Origin of the sequence: Streptacidiphilus sp. MAP12-33, assembly GCF_041261265.1 — a bacterium.
In the GTDB taxonomy this organism is placed as follows: Bacteria; Actinomycetota; Actinomycetes; order Streptomycetales; family Streptomycetaceae; genus Streptacidiphilus.
In genome coordinates this window covers 128,921-145,575 of record NZ_JBGCCA010000018.1, presented here as the reverse complement: position 1 = coordinate 145,575, position 16,655 = coordinate 128,921, and the positions used below count along the sequence as shown (strand labels likewise).

The following is a 16,655-nucleotide window of genomic DNA, read 5'->3' as shown; positions in this document are numbered from 1 at the left end:
GATGCACTGTCCAGGAGCGCGGGACTCTGCCCATATGCGGCTCCGCCGCGTGGCGCGACAAGCCACCCACATACGCATGGTCCCCGCTGAACAGGGCCATCCGCACAGGGTGGTTGCTCGCGCCCACGCGGCGGAGCCGCACATCGGCAGAGCCCCGCACCCCTGAGGTAGTGCAACTGAGCCTCAGCCCAAACGGTCACGCACTACGTTAGCGAGCCGCTCACAGACTGCCTGCGCCTGCTCATGGTTGGCCGCCTCGACCATGACGCGGACCAGCGGCTCAGTCCCCGAGGGACGCAGGAGGATGCGGCCGGTCTCGCCGAGCTCCGTCTCCGCCTCGGCGACAGCCGCGAGCAGCGCCTCGTCCTGCGACGCGCGGGACTTGTCCACGCCCTTGACGTTGATCATGACCTGCGGCAGCCGCGTCATCACGCCCGCCAGCTCCGCCAGCGGCTTGCCCGTCGCGGCGACGCGAGCCGCCAGCAGCAGGCCGGTCAGCGTGCCGTCGCCGGTCGTCGCGTGGTCCAGCAGGATCACGTGGCCGGACTGCTCGCCGCCGAGCGTGAAGCCGTGCTCCTTCATCGACTCCAGCACGTAGCGGTCGCCCACCGCGGTCTGGATCAGCTCGATGCCCTCGCGCTGGAGCGCCAGCTTGAAACCCAGGTTGGACATGACCGTCGCCACGACGGTGTCCTTGGCCAGCACGCCGGCCTCGCGCAGGGCCAGCGCCAGCACCGCGAGGATCTGGTCGCCGTCGATCTCGTTGCCCTCGCGGTCCACCGCGAGGCAGCGGTCGGCGTCGCCGTCGTGGGCGATGCCGAGGTCCGCGCCGTGCTCGAGGACGGCCGCGCGCAGCGGCCCCAGGTGCGTGGAGCCGACGCCGTCGTTGATGTTGAGGCCGTCGGGCTCGGCGCCGATGACGGCGAGCACCTCGGCGCCGGCCGCGCGGAACGCCAGCGGGGACGCGTGGGAGGCGGCACCGTGCGCGGCGTCGATGACGACCTTCAGGCCGTCCAGACGGTTCGGCATCGCGGCCAGCAGGTGGTGGACGTACCGGTCCAGGCCCGCCTCGTAGTCGCGGACGCGACCGACCGCGGCGCCGGTGGGGCGGGACCACTCCTCGGTACCGAAGCGCTCGTAGTGCGCCTCGATGGCGTCCTCGATCGCGTCGTCGAGCTTGTGGCCGCCCTTGGCCAGGAACTTCAGGCCGTTGTCGGGCATCGGGTTGTGACTGGCCGACAGCATCACGCCGAAGTCGGCGTTCAGCGCGTCCGTCAGGTAGGCGACGGCCGGGGTCGGCAGCACGCCGAGCCGCAGCACGTCCACGCCGGAGCTGGCGAGGCCGGCGACGACGGCGGCCTCCAGGAACTCGCCGGAGGCCCTCGGGTCCCGACCGACCACGGCCACCGGGCGGTGGCCCTCGAACGCGCCCAGATCGCCGAGCACGTGCGCGGCGGCGACGGACAGGCCCATCGCCATCTCCGCGGTCAGGTCCACGTTCGCGAGACCGCGAACGCCGTCGGTACCAAAGAGTCGTCCCACTGCTGAAGCCTTCCGGGTAATGCCGCGTATGCGCGTATGAACGAAACCACGCCCTGGGAACACAACCGTGCTCCCAGGGCGTGGCGAAAACCAGCTCCCCCAACGAATCGGTGGAGCAGGGTGCGACTAGCGCTTGCTGTACTGCGGCGCCTTGCGGGCCTTCTTGAGACCGGCCTTCTTGCGCTCGACCGCACGCGGGTCACGCGTCAGGAAGCCGGCCTTCTTCAGCGCCGGGCGGTTGGCGTCGATGTCGGCCTCGTTCAGGGCGCGGGCGACACCGAGACGCAGGGCGTAGGCCTGGCCGGAGATGCCGCCACCGTTGATGCGGGCGACGACGTCGTAGCGACCGTCGAGCTCAAGGATCTTGAAGGGCTCGTTCACGGTCTGCTGGTGCACCTTGTTGGGGAAGTACTCCTCCAGGGTGCGACCGTTGATCTTCCACTGGCCGGTGCCGGGGACGATGCGCACGCGGGCGATCGCCTCCTTGCGGCGACCCAGGCCGGCGCCCGGAAGGGCCTCGCCGAAGCGGGAGGGAAGGGACTCGCTGGTGTACTCGGTCTCCTCGACCTCGAAGGTCTCCTCGACCTCGAGGGGGAGCTCAGCAGTGGTCTCGGCCACGGTTGTCCTCTGTTCTTCTCGTCAGATTTGGGGTGTGGCCGGTCTTACTGAGCGACCTGGGTGATCTCGAACGCCACCGGCTGCTGCGCAGCGTGGGGGTGCTGGTCGCCCGAGTACACCTTCAGCTTCGAGAGCATCTGACGACCCAGGGAGTTCTTCGGGAGCATGCCCTTGATGGCCTTCTCGACGGCCTTCTCCGGGTTCTTGTCCATCAGCTCGTCGTAACGCACGGAGCGCAGACCGCCCGGGTAACCCGAGTGGCGGTAGGCCATCTTCTGGGTCTTCTTGTTCCCGGACAGGTGCACCTTGTCCGCGTTGACGATGATGACGAAGTCACCCATGTCAAGGTGCGGCGCGTACACCGGCTTGTGCTTGCCCCGCAGAAGGGAGGCGGCCTGAGAGGCCAGACGGCCGAGGACAACGTCCTGGGCGTCAATGACGAGCCACTGACGCTGGACGTCGCCGGGCTTGGGGCTGTACGTACGCACGGTCGTAGCCTTCGCTTTTCAGTGAGTGTGTGCCTGACAGGACCAACAGGACGATCGGAACAGCCTCTGCCTCGGACCCGGACGCAATCGGGTGATCGAAGCCGCCGCTCATCGGCCTGGCGGACCGGCGTACCGACCTCTCACGTGAGATAGAGCGAGCCAATACGCACAACGAACTCGCAGAATACCGGCACTGCGCCGGGCGGGTCAAAACGCCGCCCACACGCCGTGCGGTTATCCACAAGCTGTGCACCAGTCTACGTCCCGGTTCAGCGTTCGCGTGCCACCCGCTTCTCGTCCCAGACCGGCTCGGGGGCCTCGTAGACCCGGCCGTCCTGGCCGAAGACCAGGAAACGGTCGAAGGAGCGGGCGAACCAGCGGTCGTGCGTGACGGAGAGCACGGTGCCGTCGAAGGCCTCCAGGCCCTCCTGCAGCGCCTCGGCGCTCTCCAGGTCCAGGTTGTCCGTGGGCTCGTCCAGCAGCAACGCCGTCGTGCCCGACAGCTCCAGGCGCAGGATCATCAACCGGGCCTGCTGGCCGCCGGAGAGGTTCTCGAAGCGGACCGCCTCCTGGTGATGGAGCTCATAGCGGCGCAGCACGCTCATCGCCGCCTTGCGGTCCAGCGCGTGCTCGGACTCGAGGATCTCCCGCGCGGTGCGGCCGTGCAGCTCCGGGTGGGCGTGGGTCTGCGCGAAGTGGCCGGGCACGACGCGGGCGCCGAGCTTGAAGGCACCCGTGTGCCTGACCGGCTCGCCCGCGACCAGCCGCAGGAAGTGCGACTTGCCGGAGCCGTTGGAGCCCAGCACCGCGACCCGCTCGCCGTAGTAGACCTCCAGGTCGAACGGCTTCATCAGCCCGGTGAGCTCCAGTTTCTCGAAGGTGAACGCCCGCACGCCGGTGCGCCCGCCCTTGAGCCGCATCGTCACCGCCTGCTTGCGCGGCGGCTCCGGCGGCGGCCCGGCCTCCTCGAACTTGCGCAGCCGGGTCTGCATCGCCGAGTAGCGCGAGGCCATGTCGGGCGAGCGCTTCGCGAACTCGCGCAGCTCCACCACCAGCTTCTTCAGCTGCGTGTGCTTCTCGTCCCAGCGACGGCGCAGCTCCTCGAAGCGGGCGAAGCGCTCCTCGCGGGCCTCGTGGTAGGTGGCGAAACCGGCGCCGTGCACCCAGATCTCGCTGCCGTCGACGCCCACCTCGACGCTGACGATCTTCTTGGCGGCGTTGTTGAGCAGCTCGCGGTCGTGCGAGATGAAGAGCACCGTCTTGCGGGTCTCCTTCAGCTGCTCCTCCAGCCAGCGCTTGCCCGGCACGTCGAGGTAGTTGTCCGGCTCGTCCAGCAGCAGCACCTCGTCCGGGCCGCGCAGCAGCGACTCCAGCACCAGGCGCTTCTGCTCGCCGCCGGAGAGCGTGTTCAGCGCCCGCCACTGCGCCCGCTCGTAGGAGGTCCCCAGAGCGGCCATGGTGCAGACGTCCCAGACGGTCTCGTAGTCGTAGCCGCCCGCGTCCGACCAGTCGGCCAGCGCCTGCGCGTAGGCGAGCTGCGTCTCCTCGTCCTCCTGCGTCATCATCGCCAGCTCGGCCGCGTCCACGGCCCGCGCGGCGTTCTTGACCTCGGTGGGCGCGACGGAGACCAGCAGGTCGCGCACCGAGGCGTCCGGCGCGAGCGGCGCCTCGGCGCCGTCGTCCTGCTGCCTGGCCTCGCGGCCGGTGGTGCCGACGAACTGGCGCATCACGCCGAGCCCGCCGCTGACGGTGACCGAGCCGCCGTGCGGCTTCAGGTCGCCCGCGATCAGGCGCAGCAGCGTGGTCTTGCCGGCGCCGTTGGCGCCCACCAGCGCGACGGCCGCGCCCTCTCCGACCCGGAAGGACGCGTCGCCGAACAGCACCCGTCCGTCCGGCAGGTAGTACTCCAGGTGCGAAATCTCGACGTGTCCCATGAGCAGCGATTCTCGCTCCCGCGCGGGCCCGGTCCAAACCCGTTTTTCTGCACCCGGGCCCGCACCCAGTACGATTCCGCCGCATGACGACAGGGTCTGGGCAGGACCGTCAGAACACACCGCTCCCCCGACGCGACAAGCAGGCGCACGGACGGATACCCACGCAGTACTCGCCCGGTAGCGGCAGGCTCCGTGCGGCAGCGAAGAGCGCGCTGCGCAGCAGCGCCGTCCGCGTCCGCCCGGGAGCGCCGACCCCGCCCACACCCGAGCCGCAGCAGGGCGCGCCGAGCCGCGCCGGTGGCCGCACCGCCACGGCCTTCGCGATCCGCCCCGGCAGCCCCGAGGACGGCACCCAGGCACCCGACCTGGACGAGCTGACCCAGCCCTACGCGGCGAACACCGTGCGGCGCAGACGCTTCCGACGCCGCACCCTCGCCCTGGGCGCGGCCGTCGTCCTCCTCGCCGGTGGCACGGCCACGGCGCTGGCCCTCGACGCCGGCCACGGCAAGCCCCACACCACCGCAGCGGCCCCCGCGACCCGGCCGGCCGCCGCGCCGACGACGCCCTCGGCGGTGCCCTCCGCCGTCCCTTCGGCGCAGCCGACCCCCAGCCCCACGCTGATCGACCCCGTCACGCTGCTCTCCAGCGCCGCGACCGACAAGGCGCCGCTCAGCGCGGCCACGCTCTTCCCCGGCAAGAACATCACCGTCAACGGCCATTCCTACACCCAGGCGCTGACAGCGACCTCGCCCTGCGCGGCGGCCGCCTCACCCGCGCTCGTGGGCGTACTGGCGAAGAACGGCTGCCAGGGCGTCTTCCGCGCCACCTACGGCAACGGCCAGGCGGAGGTGACGGTCGGCATCGCCGTCTTCGACAACGCCGCCCAGGCCGACGCGGTGAAGGCGGCGGCGACGACCGGCAACATCGCCTCCCTCTTCGGCGGCGCGGTGAAGCCCTTCTGCCAGAAGGAGGTCTGCCGGATCTCGGTCAACGCCGTCGGCCGGTACGCCTACTTCACCGTCGCCGGCTACCCCACGGGCAAGCCGGTCCCTGCGAACGACACCGTCGCCCTGACGGCGAGCAACGACCTCGCGTCACTCGCCTTCCAGGACCTGGCCGACCGCGGCCGCTCCGAGCTGCCTCACTGACCACCCGGACTGCTGCTTCCGAGAACCCGCAGACGCCGGGCGGCACGGTTCCGCTCGGCGAGCAGCTCGTCGGCCGGGTAGCCGACCTCTTCGAGCGTGAGCCCGTAGGGACGGACCACGTTGACGGCGGAGTTGCGCTCGCCGCCCGCGAGCACCTCCGCCGGGAAGTCCAGCGGTCGCTGACCGCCGCCGACCAGCAGCATCGAGCCCACCAACGCGCGCACCATGTTGTGGCAGAACGCGTCCGCGCGGACCGTGCCGATCACCAGACCGGGAACGCCGGGGCCGAGCAGCGCGTCGCCCTCGGTGCGCTGCCAGGAGAACTCCAGCAGCTCGCGGATGGTCGTCGCGCCCTCGCGCTTCTTGCAGTACGCGGCGAAGTCGTGCTCCCCGATCAGCCGTCGCGCGGCCTCGTTCATGAGCTCCACGTCCAGCGGGCGGTCGTGCCAGAGCACGTGCCCGCGCCGCAGCGGGTCGACGCCGCCCTGGGTGTCGCAGATGCGGTAGGCGTAGCGCCGCCAGATCGCGCTGAACCGCGCGTCGAAGCCGCCGGGAGCCACGGACAGCCGCCATACCCGGACGTCGCCGGGCAGCCGCCCGGCGAGGCGGCGCAGCAGCTTCTCGCCCTCGGTCGTCCACAGGTCTGTGGGCAGATCCACGTGCGCCACCTGTCCGCGCGCGTGCACGCCCGCGTCGGTGCGCCCGGCCACCGTGAGCGGGAACACCTCCCGCGTCCGCGTGACGACGCCGATGGCCTCCTCCAGCTCCTGCTGGACCGTCCGCCGCCCGTTCTTCTGCCGCGCCCAGCCCGAGAACTCCGCGCCGTCGTACGACAGGTCCAGCCGGATGCGGACCAAGCCGTCGGCGGGACCGTCCTTACGGGGCTCTGTCGATGTCCCAGCTTCTTCGCAGCTCATCACGTTCCTCTGAGTCGAAAAACGGACCCGCCCCCAGAACTGGGAACGGGTCCGTCGTGGATCACGCGGGAGGATTACTCCGCCGCGGTCTCCTCCGTCTTCGCGGCGACCTTGGTCGCGGCCTCGGCCTCGCCGACGGCCTCCTGGGCCACGGTCAGGCCCTCGACCAGCTCGATGACGGCCATGGGCGCGTTGTCGCCACGGCGGTTACCGATCTTGGTGATGCGGGTGTAGCCACCCGGACGGTTCGCGTAACGCGGGCCGATCTCGGTGAAGAGGGTGTGCAGAACCGCGATGTCGGTGATGGTCTTGCGGACCTCACGGCGGTTGTGCAGGTCACCCTTCTTGGCCTTGGTGATCAGCTTCTCCGCGTACGGACGCAGACGGCGGGCCTTGGCCTCCGTCGTGGTGATGCGGCCGTGCTGGAACAGCTCACGGGCCAGACCGGCGAGCAGCAGACGCTCGTGGGACGGGCCGCCGCCGAGGCGGGCACCCTTGGCGGGCTGAGGCATGGTGTCTCCTTCAATATCCGGCGTCGGCCGTGTGAGGAACCGGGCCGGGCGTACGGACAGTGCGCCCGCACGACTTAGACATACAGCTCACAAGAGTACGGGACCGCCGGAGCGGTCCCGTACCCGAGGTGACTCAGCGAGACGTCAGTCTCAGTACTGCTCGGTCTCCGCGAAGCCCGTGTCGTCGTCGTCGGCGCCGAAGGCGTCGGCGGCGGCGGTCGGGTCGAATCCGGGCGGGCTGTCCTTGAGGGCCAGGCCCATGCCGGCCAGCTTCGCCTTGACCTCGTCGATCGACTTCGCACCGAAGTTGCGGATGTCGAGCAGGTCGGCCTCGGAGCGGGCGACGAGCTCACCCACGGTGTGGATGCCCTCGCGCTTGAGGCAGTTGTAGGAGCGGACCGTGAGCTCCAGCTCCTCGATCGGCAGCGCCAGGTCAGCGGCCAGGGCGGCGTCCGTCGGGGACGGGCCCATGTCGATGCCCTCGGCGTCGAGGTTGAGCTCGCGCGCCAGGCCGAAGAGCTCGACCAGGGTCTTACCGGCCGACGCCATGGCGTCACGCGGACGCATGGCCGGCTTGGTCTCGACGTCGACGATCAGCTTGTCGAAGTCGGTGCGCTGCTCGACACGGGTGGCCTCGACCTTGTAGGTGACCTTCAGCACGGGGCTGTAGATCGAGTCGACCGGGATACGGCCGATCTCCTGGCCGGACTGCTTGTTCTGCACGGCGGAGACGTAGCCGCGACCGCGCTCGACGGTCAGCTCCATCTCCAGCTTGCCCTTGCCGTTGAGCGTGGCGAGGACGAGCTCGGGGTTGTGCACCTCGACACCGGCCGGCGGCGCGATGTCGGCGGCGGTGACCAGACCCGGGCCCTGCTTGCGCAGGTACATCACGACCGGCTCGTCGTGCTCCGAGGAGACGACCAGCTGCTTGATGTTGAGGATCAGGTCGGTGACGTCCTCCTTGACGCCCGGCACGGTGGTGAACTCGTGCAGCACGCCGTCGATCCGGATGCTGGTGACAGCGGCGCCCGGGATCGAGGAGAGGAGGGTGCGACGGAGAGAGTTGCCGAGGGTGTAGCCGAAGCCCGGCTCCAGCGGCTCGATGACGAACCGGGAACGGAACTCGTCCACGACCTCTTCGGTCAGCGTGGGACGCTGAGCGATCAGCATGAGGTGAATCCTCCAGATAGATCTTCGGCACCCACTATTTGATGCCGACGAAAGCAAGGATACGGCCTCTGAATGAACCAGAGACCGTATCCCGAGAGCAGACGCACCAAAGCGCGTCAGACGCGACGGCGCTTCGGCGGGCGGCAGCCGTTGTGCGGGACGGGGGTGACGTCCTGGATGGAGCCGACCTCCAGGCCGGTGGCCTGGATGGAGCGGATCGCGGTCTCACGACCGGAGCCCGGGCCCTTGACGAAGACGTCGACCTTGCGCATGCCGTGCTCCTGCGCGCGGCGAGCAGCGGCCTCGGCGGCCATCTGCGCGGCGAACGGGGTCGACTTGCGGGAGCCCTTGAAGCCGACGTGGCCCGAGGACGCCCAGGCGATCACGTTGCCGGACGGGTCCGTGATCGAGACGATCGTGTTGTTGAACGTGCTCTTGATGTGGGCGTGCCCGTGAGCGACGTTCTTCTTCTCCTTGCGGCGGATCTTCTTCGCGCCGGCAGCCTGACGGCCCTTGGGAGGCATAAGCTGATTTCTCCTACTGAGGTGGTCGGTCCGCTAGCCCAGCGGGCCGGATTAAGTCCGGTGTGTGGGGCGGACTACTACTTCTTGCCCGGCTTCTTCTTGCCGGCAATCGCGCGACGCGGGCCCTTGCGGGTACGCGCGTTGGTGTGGGTGCGCTGACCGCGGACCGGAAGGCCACGGCGGTGACGCAGACCCTCGTAGCAGCCGATCTCGACCTTGCGGCGGATGTCGGCGGCGACGGCACGGCGGAGGTCACCCTCGACCTCGAAGTTCGCGTCCACGAACTTCTGCAGCGCGACGAGGTCGTCCTCGGTGATGTCGCGGACACGGATGTCCGGGTTCACACCGGTCTCCGCCAGCGCCTTCTTCGCGAGGGTGCGGCCGATGCCGTAAACGTAGGTGAGGGCGATCTCGATCCGCTTCTCGCGGGGGAGATCAACGCCACTGAGGCGTGCCATGAATCTGGCTCCTGTTGTTTCCTCGGAGGTCTGACGAAACGCCTACCCGTTCAGCTCCCGCTGATCGAGCCCCGGCCTCCGACCGGGGGTGGCAGTCCGCACGTTCTGCAGTGAGAACGAGGGATCGGGCGTCCCGTTTCATGTTGTTTTTCGCGTCGCGCGAAGAGTTACGACCCGTACAGGGGGTGAAATCAGCCCTGGCGCTGCTTGTGGCGCAGGTTCTCGCAGATCACCATGACCCGGCCGTGACGGCGGATCACCTTGCACTTGTCGCAGATCTTCTTGACGCTCGGCTTGACCTTCATCTGACTGTCAATCTCCGGGTCTGGATCTGCTGGTTACTTGTACCGGTAGACGATGCGACCGCGGGTCAGGTCGTACGGGCTGAGCTCGACGACGACCCGGTCGTCCGGAAGGATGCGGATGTAGTGCATGCGCATCTTGCCGCTGATGTGCGCGAGAACCTTGTGACCGTTCTGCAGCTCCACCTTGAACATCGCATTCGGCAGAGACTCGATCACGGTGCCCTCGATCTCGATGGCGCCTTGCTTCTTGGCCATAATCCTGCGGGATTGCCTTCCGGAATCGACTACCGTAGTCGGCACTCACGCAGGGATCCCGAGGATCCATCCTCCGCCTTACCGGGCGAGGACGTGCGAAAGCAAGCTACGAGTGAGCCGACACAGCAGTCTACGCCAGCGGGCAAGTGAACGCGAAATCAGCCCGGCGGCCGTGCTCAGCCCAACGGCTGTGCTCAACCCAACGGATCTGGCGCGATCTCCACACCGAGCTCGGCCAGCTTGGCCTTGCCGCCGTCGAAGGCGGTGAGCACGAAGGGGCCGTCCTCCGTCAGCGCGACGGAGTGCTCCCAGTGCGAGGACCAGGTGCCGTCGTTGCTGACGACCGTCCACTCGTCCGCGAGGGTGTGGGTCTTCGGGGTGCCGAGCGTGATCATCGGCTCGATGGCGATGCAGAAGCCCGGGACCAGCTTCATGCCGCGCCCCCGACGCCGGTCGACGTAGTTCAGCAGGTGCGGGTCCATGTGCATGGCCGAGCCGATGCCGTGGCCGCCGTAGTCCTCGACGATGCCATACTTGCCACGCGGCGGCAGCGGCTGACGGCGGATGTAGCCCTCGATGCCGCGGCTGATGTCGGAGAGACGGTTGTTCTTCTTCACCTGCGCGATGCCGGCCCACATGGAACCCTCGGTGGTCGCGCTCAGTGCGTGCAGCTCCGGGGCGTGGCCGCCGCCGACGAAGACGGTGACGGCGGCGTCGCCGTGCCAGCCGTCGACGATCGCGCCGCAGTCGATGGAGATCATGTCGCCGTCGTTCAGCACCCGCTCGCCGGGGATGCCGTGGACGACCTCCTCGTTGACGGAGGCGCAGATCACACCGGTGAAGCCGTGGTAGCCGAGGAAGTTGGACTTGGCGCCGTGGCCCTCGATGACCTTCTTGGCGATGGCGTCGAGCTCACCCGTGGTGACGCCGGGGACGGCCGCCTCGCTCGCCGCCTTCAGCGCCTCGGCCACGATCAGCCCGGCCTCCCGCATCTTCGCGATCTGCTCGGGCGTCTTGATCTCAACCATGCACTCTTCCCGCTCTCCTCAACCAGAGGCCCCAACGGCTGCATCATCCACAAAACAGCGCCGCGGCCGTGACATCCCTCCAGGGTGTCACGGCCGCGGCCCTGAGGCGAAACTCAGTCGTTCGCGTTCTCCCGCAGCGCGGCGATCGCGCGCTCGGTGACCTCGTCGACCTTGCCGAGGGCCGAGATCGTGGTGACCAGGCCCTGCTTGGCGTAGTACTCGATGATCGGCTCGGTCTCCGTGTGGTAGACCTCCAGCCGGGTGCGGACGGTCTCCTCGGAGTCGTCCGAACGCTGGTAGAGCTCGCCGCCGCAGACGTCGCAGACGCCCTCGGCGGCCGGTGCGTTGTACAGCACGTGGAAGATGTGCCCGCTGTCGTTGCGGCACAGGCGGCGGCCCGCGATGCGGCGGACCACCTCGTCCTCGGGGACCTCCAGGTCCAGCACGCCGTCGAGGGCGATGCCGAACTCCCCCAGGATCTCGTCCAGCGCGACGGCCTGCGCGGTGTTGCGCGGGAAGCCGTCCAGCAGGAAACCGTTCTCCGCGTCGGACTGCTGAAGGCGGTCCTTCACCATCGCGATGGTGACCTCGTCGGGTACCAGCTTGCCCGTGTCCATGATGCTCTTCGCGAGGCGGCCGAGCTCGGTGCCCTGCGAGATGTTGGCGCGGAACAGGTCGCCGGTGGACACGTGCGGGATGGACAGGGTCTTGGCCAGCAGCGCAGCCTGAGTACCCTTCCCGGCCCCCGGGGGTCCGACGAGAACGATACGCATCAGCGGAGGAACCCTTCGTAGTTGCGCTGCTGGAGCTGGCTCTCGATCTGCTTCACAGTTTCAAGGCCGACACCCACAACGATGAGGATGCTCGTGCCGCCGAACGGGAAGTTCGAAGACGCCGAGAACAGCCCGAGTGCGATCAGGGGCACCAGGGCGATGATGCCCAGGTAGAGCGAGCCCGGCCAGGTGATCCTGGTCAGCACATAGTTCAGGTATTCCGCCGTCGGGCGGCCGGCCCGGATGCCCGGGATGAAACCACCATACTTCTTCATGTTGTCGGCGACTTCTTCGGGGTTGAAGGAGATGGCCACGTAGAAGAAGGCAAAGAAGACAATCAGGACGAAGTAGACCGCCATGTAGAGCGCGCTGTCGGTGTTCTTCGCGAGGTTCTGTTCGATCCACTCACCCCAGCCCTTCTGGGTCGCGCCGCTGAGCTGCACGACCAGTGCCGGGATGTAGAGCAGCGAGCTCGCGAAGATGACGGGGATCACACCCGCCTGGTTCACCTTGAGCGGGATGTAGGTCGAGGTGCCACCGTAGGCGCGGCGACCGATCATGCGCTTGGCGTACTGCACCGGGACCCGGCGCTGGGCCTGCTCGACGAAGACCACCAGGCCGACCATGGCCAGACCCATCGCGATGACGATGAAGAAGGTCAGCCAGCCCTTGCTCGCCTTGATGCTCCACAGCTGCGACGGGAACTGCGCCGCGACCGAGGTGAAGATGAGGATCGACATGCCGTTGCCGATGCCGCGGTCGGTGATCAGCTCACCCAGCCACATGATGACGGTGGTACCGGCGGTCATCGTGATGACCATGGTGGCGACGGTGAAGACCGACTGGTTCGGGACGACGGTGTTGCCGGAGCAGGCGTTGCCGAAGAGCGCGCCGTTCTGGGCGGTGGCGGAGATCGCGGTCGCCTGGAGGATCGCGAGCGCGATCGTCAGGTAACGGGTGTACTGCGTGATCTTCGCGGTGCCGGCCTGGCCCTCCTTCTTGAGGGCGTCCAGGCGCGGGATCACCACGGTCAGCAGCTGCAGGATGATGCTCGACGTGATGTACGGCATGATCCCGAGCGCGAAGATCGTGATCTGGAGCAGCGCACCACCCGAGAACAGGTTCACCAGGCCGAGCAGCTGGTTGCCGCCGCCCTTGTTCATGGTGGTCAGACACTGCTGCACGCCCGCGTAGTTCACGCCCGGCACAGGGATGTGCGCGCCCATCCGGAACACGACCATGATGCCCAGCGTGAACAGCAGCTTCTTGCGCAGGTCGGGCGTCTTGAACGCCCGGGCGAACGCGGTGAGCACGGGGCCTCCTGCTGCTCCCGGCCTACTGCGGCGGGAGGGACGGTGGATCAGGGGGGCGCCGCCCGGGTGGTCGCGCTGTCGCGCGCTTGTACCGAGACGGGGGGCCAACCTACAAGTGGACTCCACGGACTCTAACAGCCAGTGGCGTCACGAAAGAAGCACGGAACCCTGGCGGGCTAGGGCCAGTTCCTCTGCTGACGACCTTTGCCCGGGCAGGACGTGCGGTCTTGTCCGATCTGTCCACCATCGGGATCCCGTTAGGGGTAATTGAGCCGTGAATTGCCCATGAACAGCGACTCACGCCGCACACTGGCACATCCCGGACTGGTAGACAGGACGCCGTCCGGGGGACGGCCAATCGAACGACCGAGGCTCTCTTTGCTGTTGCGACGACTCCGGCGCACGCCTGTCTGGCTCCCGCCCGCCCTGCTCGCGCTCCTGCTGGGCTTCTGGCATCTCGGCCGCCCGGTGCTCTGGCGCGACGAGCTGGCCAGCTGGAGCGCGGCGAGCCGCAGCGTCACCCATCTGTGGGGCCTGCTGGGCAACGTCGACGCCGTCTCCGGCACGTACTACCTCTTCCTGCACGCCTGGACCGCGCTCTTCGGCGACTCCGCCGTGTCGTTGCGCACCCCCAGCGTGCTGGCCACCGCACTGGCCGCGGGGCTCACGGCGGCACTGGGCAAGCGCCTGTTCACCGCCCGCGTCGGCCTGTGGGCGGGGCTCCTGTTCACGCTCGTCCCGGCGGTCCTGCGGTACGCGCAGGAGGCGCGCTCCTACGGGATGGTCACCGCGGCGGCCCTGCTGGCCACCTGGCAGCTGGTCCGCGTCCTGGACTGCAAGCCCGAGTGGTCGCCGCGCAGGATGCGCCTGGAGTGGCTCGGCTACGCGGGCGCCATGGTCCTGACGGGCCTGCTGCACCTGGTCGCCCTCGGTGTCCTCACGTCACACCTGTGGCTGGTCTGGACGCGCCGGCGGCGGGCGCTGCGCGGCTTCGTGCCCGCGGCGGTGCTGGCCCTGCTGCTGCTGTCGCCGCTTCTGGTCGCCGGGCAGGACGAGTCCGGCCGGCAGATCAACTGGATCCAGCGCCCGGACCTGGCCGCGTTCTCGGGCATGCTCCACGACCTGACCTTCTCCTGGCCGGTCAGCATCGCGCTGTCGCTGCTGGCCCTCGTGGGCTGCACCCGGCGCGAGGGGCTGCGCTACCTGCCGGTGCCGGTCCTGCCGGTCGTCGCGATCTGGATCGCCTCCCAGGGGAGCAACTCCTACTGGGTCGAGCGCTACCTGCTCTTCACCGTCCCGCTGTGGACGATCCTGGCGGCCGCGGGCGCGGAGCGCCTCCCGTGGTCCCGCTGGACCGCACCGGCGGCGGTCGTCCTGGTCGCCGCGCTGGCCGCCCCCGGTCTTTCGGCCCAGAGCCAGACGTGGTCCCACACCGGCACGGACTGGCGCGGTGCCGCGCACGTCATCGGCGCGCAGTACCACCCGGGCGACGCGGTGGTCCCGCAGCGCGGCGGCGCGGCGGTCTACATGCTCGACCTGGGCCTCGACTACTACCTCCCCGCGGGTGTCCACCCCACGGACCTGTTCGTCGCACGGAGCGCGGTCGCACGGAACGACCTCATGGTCACGGAGTGCCCCCACCCCGCGGCCTGCCTGAACGGCGCCCCGCGCGTCTGGGTCGTCACCTTCGGCCACGCGACCGACCCCCTGAGCGGCCTCCCCAAGGCCCAGCAGAGCGCACTGCGCGCCCACTATGTCGTGGACCGCGTCGCGTACGTGAAGGGCCTGACGCTGGGACTGCTCACGGCGCGCTGAGAGCTCCGCCGCCAGAACGACGCTCGCCAAGAACGCCAAGAACAACGGCCGAGAACGACGGCCGAGAACAACGGCCGAGAACGACGGCCGAGAACGACGAAGGCCCGGTCCCCCTTGCGGGGAACCGGGCCTTCGTACGTGATCGTCAGCGACGAGCTCAGATGAGCTCGGTCACCGTGCCGCCGGCGGCGGTGATCTTCTCGGCGGCGGAGCCGGAGACGGCGTCAACCGCCACCTGCAGCGCCACGGAGATCTCGCCGGTGCCCAGGACCTTGACGAGCGAGTTCTTGCGAACCGCGCCCTTCGCGATCAGGTCCTCGACCGTGACCTCGCCACCCTGCGGGTAGAGCGCGGCCAGCTTGTCGAGGTTCACGACCTGGAACTCGACACGGAACGGGTTCTTGAAGCCCTTCAGCTTCGGCAGACGCATGTGGAGGGGCATCTGCCCACCCTCGAAGCGTGCCGGAACCTGGTAACGGGCCTTCGTACCCTTGGTACCACGACCAGCGGTCTTACCCTTGGACGCCTCACCACGACCCACACGGGTCTTGGCGGTCTTGGCGCCCGGGGCGGGCCGCAGGTTGTGGATCTTCAGCGGGTTCTGCTCCGCCATCTCAGTCCACCTCCTCGACCGTGACGAGGTGGCGGACGGTGTGGGCCATCCCGCGGATCTCGGGACGGTCCTCCTTCACGACCACGTCGTGCATGCGCTTGAGACCAAGCGAACGCAGGGTGTCACGGTGGTTCTGCTTGCTACCGATGTAGGACTTGACCTGGGTGATCTTCAGGCGAGCCATTACGCAGCCCCCTGCCCAGCAGCCCGGGCGCGCAGCAGCGCGGCCGGAGCGACGTCCTCCAGCGGCAGACCACGACGGGCGGCGATCTCCTCGGGGCGCGAAAGGCCCTTCAGCGCGGCCACGGTCGCGTGGACGATGTTGATCGCGTTGTCGGAGCCCAGGGACTTCGACAGGATGTCGTGCACGCCGGCGCACTCGAGCACGGCGCGCACCGGACCACCGGCGATGACGCCGGTACCCGGGGAAGCCGGCTTGAGCAGGACGACGCCCGCGGCCTTCTCGCCCTGGATGGGGTGAGGGATGGTGCCCTGGATACGGGGGACCTTGAAGAAGTGCTTCTTGGCCTCCTCAACACCCTTGGCGATGGCGGCCGGCACCTCCTTGGCCTTGCCGTAACCGACACCCACGGTGCCGTCACCGTCGCCCACCACGACCAGCGCGGTGAAGGAGAAGCGACGACCACCCTTGACAACCTTGGCGACACGGTTGATCGCTACGACGCGCTCGACGTAAGCGGTCTTCTCGACGACGGCGCCGCCGTCACGACCGTCACGCTTACGGTCACGCCGCTCGCCACCGCCGGTGCCGCCGCCGGCGCCGCTACCGCGGCGCTGGGGTCCAGCCATTGGATTTACCTCTCTCGTTTACGTCCGTCAGCCTGTGGCCAGCGGGTCAGAAGTCCAGACCGGCCTCGCGGGCGGCGTCCGCCAGGGCCGCGATGCGGCCGGCGTACTGGTTGCCCGCGCGGTCGAACACGACCTGCTCGATACCGGCAGCCTTGGCGCGCTCGGCGACCAGGGCTCCGACCTTCTTGGCCTGCTCGGTCTTGTCAGCCTCGTTGCCCTTGATGGACACGTCGAGGGTGGACGCCGAAGCCAGGGTGTGGCCCGCGAGGTCGTCGATCACCTGCGCCACGATGTGGCGGTTGGACCGGGAGACCACGAGGCGCGGACGAACCGGAGTACCGGAGACGCGCTTGCGGACGCGGATGGCGCGGCGCTTGCGGGCGGCGGCCTTGTAGCCGTTGCCCTTGCCGATCTTCACACCGACAGTCATGG

General features: G+C 68.8%; 20 protein-coding genes. 2 read left to right on the top strand and 18 right to left on the bottom strand.

Features of this window, described 5'->3' with window-relative positions:
• Positions 1–183: 183 nt before the first annotated feature.
• The 4 genes from glmM to ABH931_RS19480 all read right to left on the bottom strand — a co-directional run bounded on the left by glmM (position 184) and on the right by ABH931_RS19480 (position 4,582).
• Positions 184–1,542 (bottom strand): phosphoglucosamine mutase, encoded by a 1,359-nt coding sequence (glmM, locus tag ABH931_RS19495; RefSeq protein ID WP_370114900.1) that lies wholly within the window; start codon positions 1,540–1,542, stop codon positions 184–186.
• A 126-nt stretch (positions 1,543–1,668) separates the two neighbouring features.
• The gene (gene rpsI / locus ABH931_RS19490) at positions 1,669–2,160 is read right to left on the bottom strand and encodes a 30S ribosomal protein S9 (RefSeq protein WP_370114898.1); all 492 of its coding nucleotides are present in this window, start codon (positions 2,158–2,160) and stop codon (positions 1,669–1,671) included.
• Positions 2,161–2,204: 44 nt separating this feature from the next.
• Positions 2,205–2,648 (bottom strand): 50S ribosomal protein L13, encoded by a 444-nt coding sequence (rplM, locus tag ABH931_RS19485; RefSeq protein WP_042451789.1) that lies wholly within the window; start codon positions 2,646–2,648, stop codon positions 2,205–2,207.
• A gap of 269 nt (positions 2,649–2,917) precedes the next feature.
• A complete protein-coding gene (locus ABH931_RS19480) occupies positions 2,918–4,582 on the bottom strand; it encodes an ABC-F family ATP-binding cassette domain-containing protein (RefSeq protein ID WP_370114895.1) in 1,665 nt (554 codons plus the stop codon).
• Between the two features lie 83 nt (positions 4,583–4,665).
• Between ABH931_RS19480 and ABH931_RS19475 the strand changes: the two genes are divergently transcribed.
• On the top strand, positions 4,666–5,730 hold the full coding sequence (locus tag ABH931_RS19475) for a hypothetical protein (protein WP_370114893.1): 1,065 nt from the start codon (positions 4,666–4,668) through the stop codon (positions 5,728–5,730).
• Here the strand turns inward: ABH931_RS19475 and truA are convergent.
• The 10 genes from truA to secY form a co-directional block, all read right to left on the bottom strand.
• A complete protein-coding gene (gene truA / locus ABH931_RS19470) occupies positions 5,724–6,647 on the bottom strand; it encodes a tRNA pseudouridine(38-40) synthase TruA (RefSeq protein WP_370114892.1) in 924 nt (307 codons plus the stop codon). The two genes, ABH931_RS19475 and truA, sit on opposite strands and share 7 nt — an antisense overlap.
• 74 nt (positions 6,648–6,721) lie before the next feature.
• Positions 6,722–7,159, bottom strand: coding sequence for a 50S ribosomal protein L17 (gene rplQ, locus ABH931_RS19465; protein ID WP_370114890.1), 438 nt, complete (start codon positions 7,157–7,159; stop codon positions 6,722–6,724).
• A gap of 150 nt (positions 7,160–7,309) precedes the next feature.
• Complete coding sequence (locus ABH931_RS19460) at positions 7,310–8,329, bottom strand: DNA-directed RNA polymerase subunit alpha (RefSeq protein ID WP_042367633.1); 1,020 nt, start codon at positions 8,327–8,329, stop codon at positions 7,310–7,312.
• 116 nt (positions 8,330–8,445) lie between these two features.
• Entirely contained in the window at positions 8,446–8,853 is a 408-nt protein-coding gene (gene rpsK, locus ABH931_RS19455; protein WP_042367634.1) for a 30S ribosomal protein S11, read from the bottom strand.
• 77 nt (positions 8,854–8,930) lie between these two features.
• A complete protein-coding gene (gene rpsM, locus ABH931_RS19450; protein ID WP_042451778.1) occupies positions 8,931–9,311 on the bottom strand; it encodes a 30S ribosomal protein S13 in 381 nt (126 codons plus the stop codon).
• A 191-nt stretch (positions 9,312–9,502) separates the two neighbouring features.
• Positions 9,503–9,616: a 50S ribosomal protein L36 gene (gene rpmJ, locus ABH931_RS19445; RefSeq protein WP_009740505.1), complete on the bottom strand. Its 114-nt coding sequence runs from the start codon at positions 9,614–9,616 to the stop codon at positions 9,503–9,505.
• A gap of 33 nt (positions 9,617–9,649) precedes the next feature.
• Positions 9,650–9,871 (bottom strand): translation initiation factor IF-1, encoded by a 222-nt coding sequence (gene infA / locus ABH931_RS19440; protein ID WP_003956442.1) that lies wholly within the window; start codon positions 9,869–9,871, stop codon positions 9,650–9,652.
• Positions 9,872–10,065: 194 nt separating this feature from the next.
• On the bottom strand, positions 10,066–10,899 hold the full coding sequence (map, locus tag ABH931_RS19435; protein ID WP_370114888.1) for a type I methionyl aminopeptidase: 834 nt from the start codon (positions 10,897–10,899) through the stop codon (positions 10,066–10,068).
• A gap of 113 nt (positions 10,900–11,012) precedes the next feature.
• Positions 11,013–11,672 carry an adenylate kinase gene (locus tag ABH931_RS19430; RefSeq protein ID WP_370114886.1) on the bottom strand — a complete coding sequence of 220 codons (660 nt, stop codon included), beginning with the start codon at positions 11,670–11,672 and terminating at the stop codon, positions 11,013–11,015.
• On the bottom strand, positions 11,672–12,985 hold the full coding sequence (secY, locus tag ABH931_RS19425; protein WP_370114884.1) for a preprotein translocase subunit SecY: 1,314 nt from the start codon (positions 12,983–12,985) through the stop codon (positions 11,672–11,674). Before secY ends, ABH931_RS19430 begins: the two co-directional genes overlap by 1 nt.
• A gap of 384 nt (positions 12,986–13,369) precedes the next feature.
• Here secY and ABH931_RS19420 point away from each other — a divergent pair, with 384 nt between their 5' ends.
• Positions 13,370–14,800 (top strand): glycosyltransferase family 39 protein, encoded by a 1,431-nt coding sequence (locus ABH931_RS19420; RefSeq protein ID WP_370114882.1) that lies wholly within the window; start codon positions 13,370–13,372, stop codon positions 14,798–14,800.
• A 157-nt stretch (positions 14,801–14,957) separates the two neighbouring features.
• Here ABH931_RS19420 and rplO read toward each other — a convergent pair whose 3' ends face one another.
• The 4 genes from rplO to rplR are packed head-to-tail and all read right to left on the bottom strand — an operon-like array spanning position 14,958 to position 16,653.
• Positions 14,958–15,413: a 50S ribosomal protein L15 gene (gene rplO / locus ABH931_RS19415; RefSeq protein ID WP_370114880.1), complete on the bottom strand. Its 456-nt coding sequence runs from the start codon at positions 15,411–15,413 to the stop codon at positions 14,958–14,960.
• Between the two features lies 1 nt (position 15,414).
• Positions 15,415–15,597 (bottom strand): 50S ribosomal protein L30, encoded by a 183-nt coding sequence (rpmD, locus tag ABH931_RS19410; protein ID WP_037605696.1) that lies wholly within the window; start codon positions 15,595–15,597, stop codon positions 15,415–15,417.
• Positions 15,597–16,223: a 30S ribosomal protein S5 gene (gene rpsE / locus ABH931_RS19405; protein WP_037605698.1), complete on the bottom strand. Its 627-nt coding sequence runs from the start codon at positions 16,221–16,223 to the stop codon at positions 15,597–15,599. Before rpsE ends, rpmD begins: the two co-directional genes overlap by 1 nt.
• Positions 16,224–16,269: 46 nt before the next feature.
• The gene (gene rplR / locus ABH931_RS19400) at positions 16,270–16,653 is read right to left on the bottom strand and encodes a 50S ribosomal protein L18 (RefSeq protein WP_037605700.1); all 384 of its coding nucleotides are present in this window, start codon (positions 16,651–16,653) and stop codon (positions 16,270–16,272) included.
• Positions 16,654–16,655: the final 2 nt, after the last annotated feature.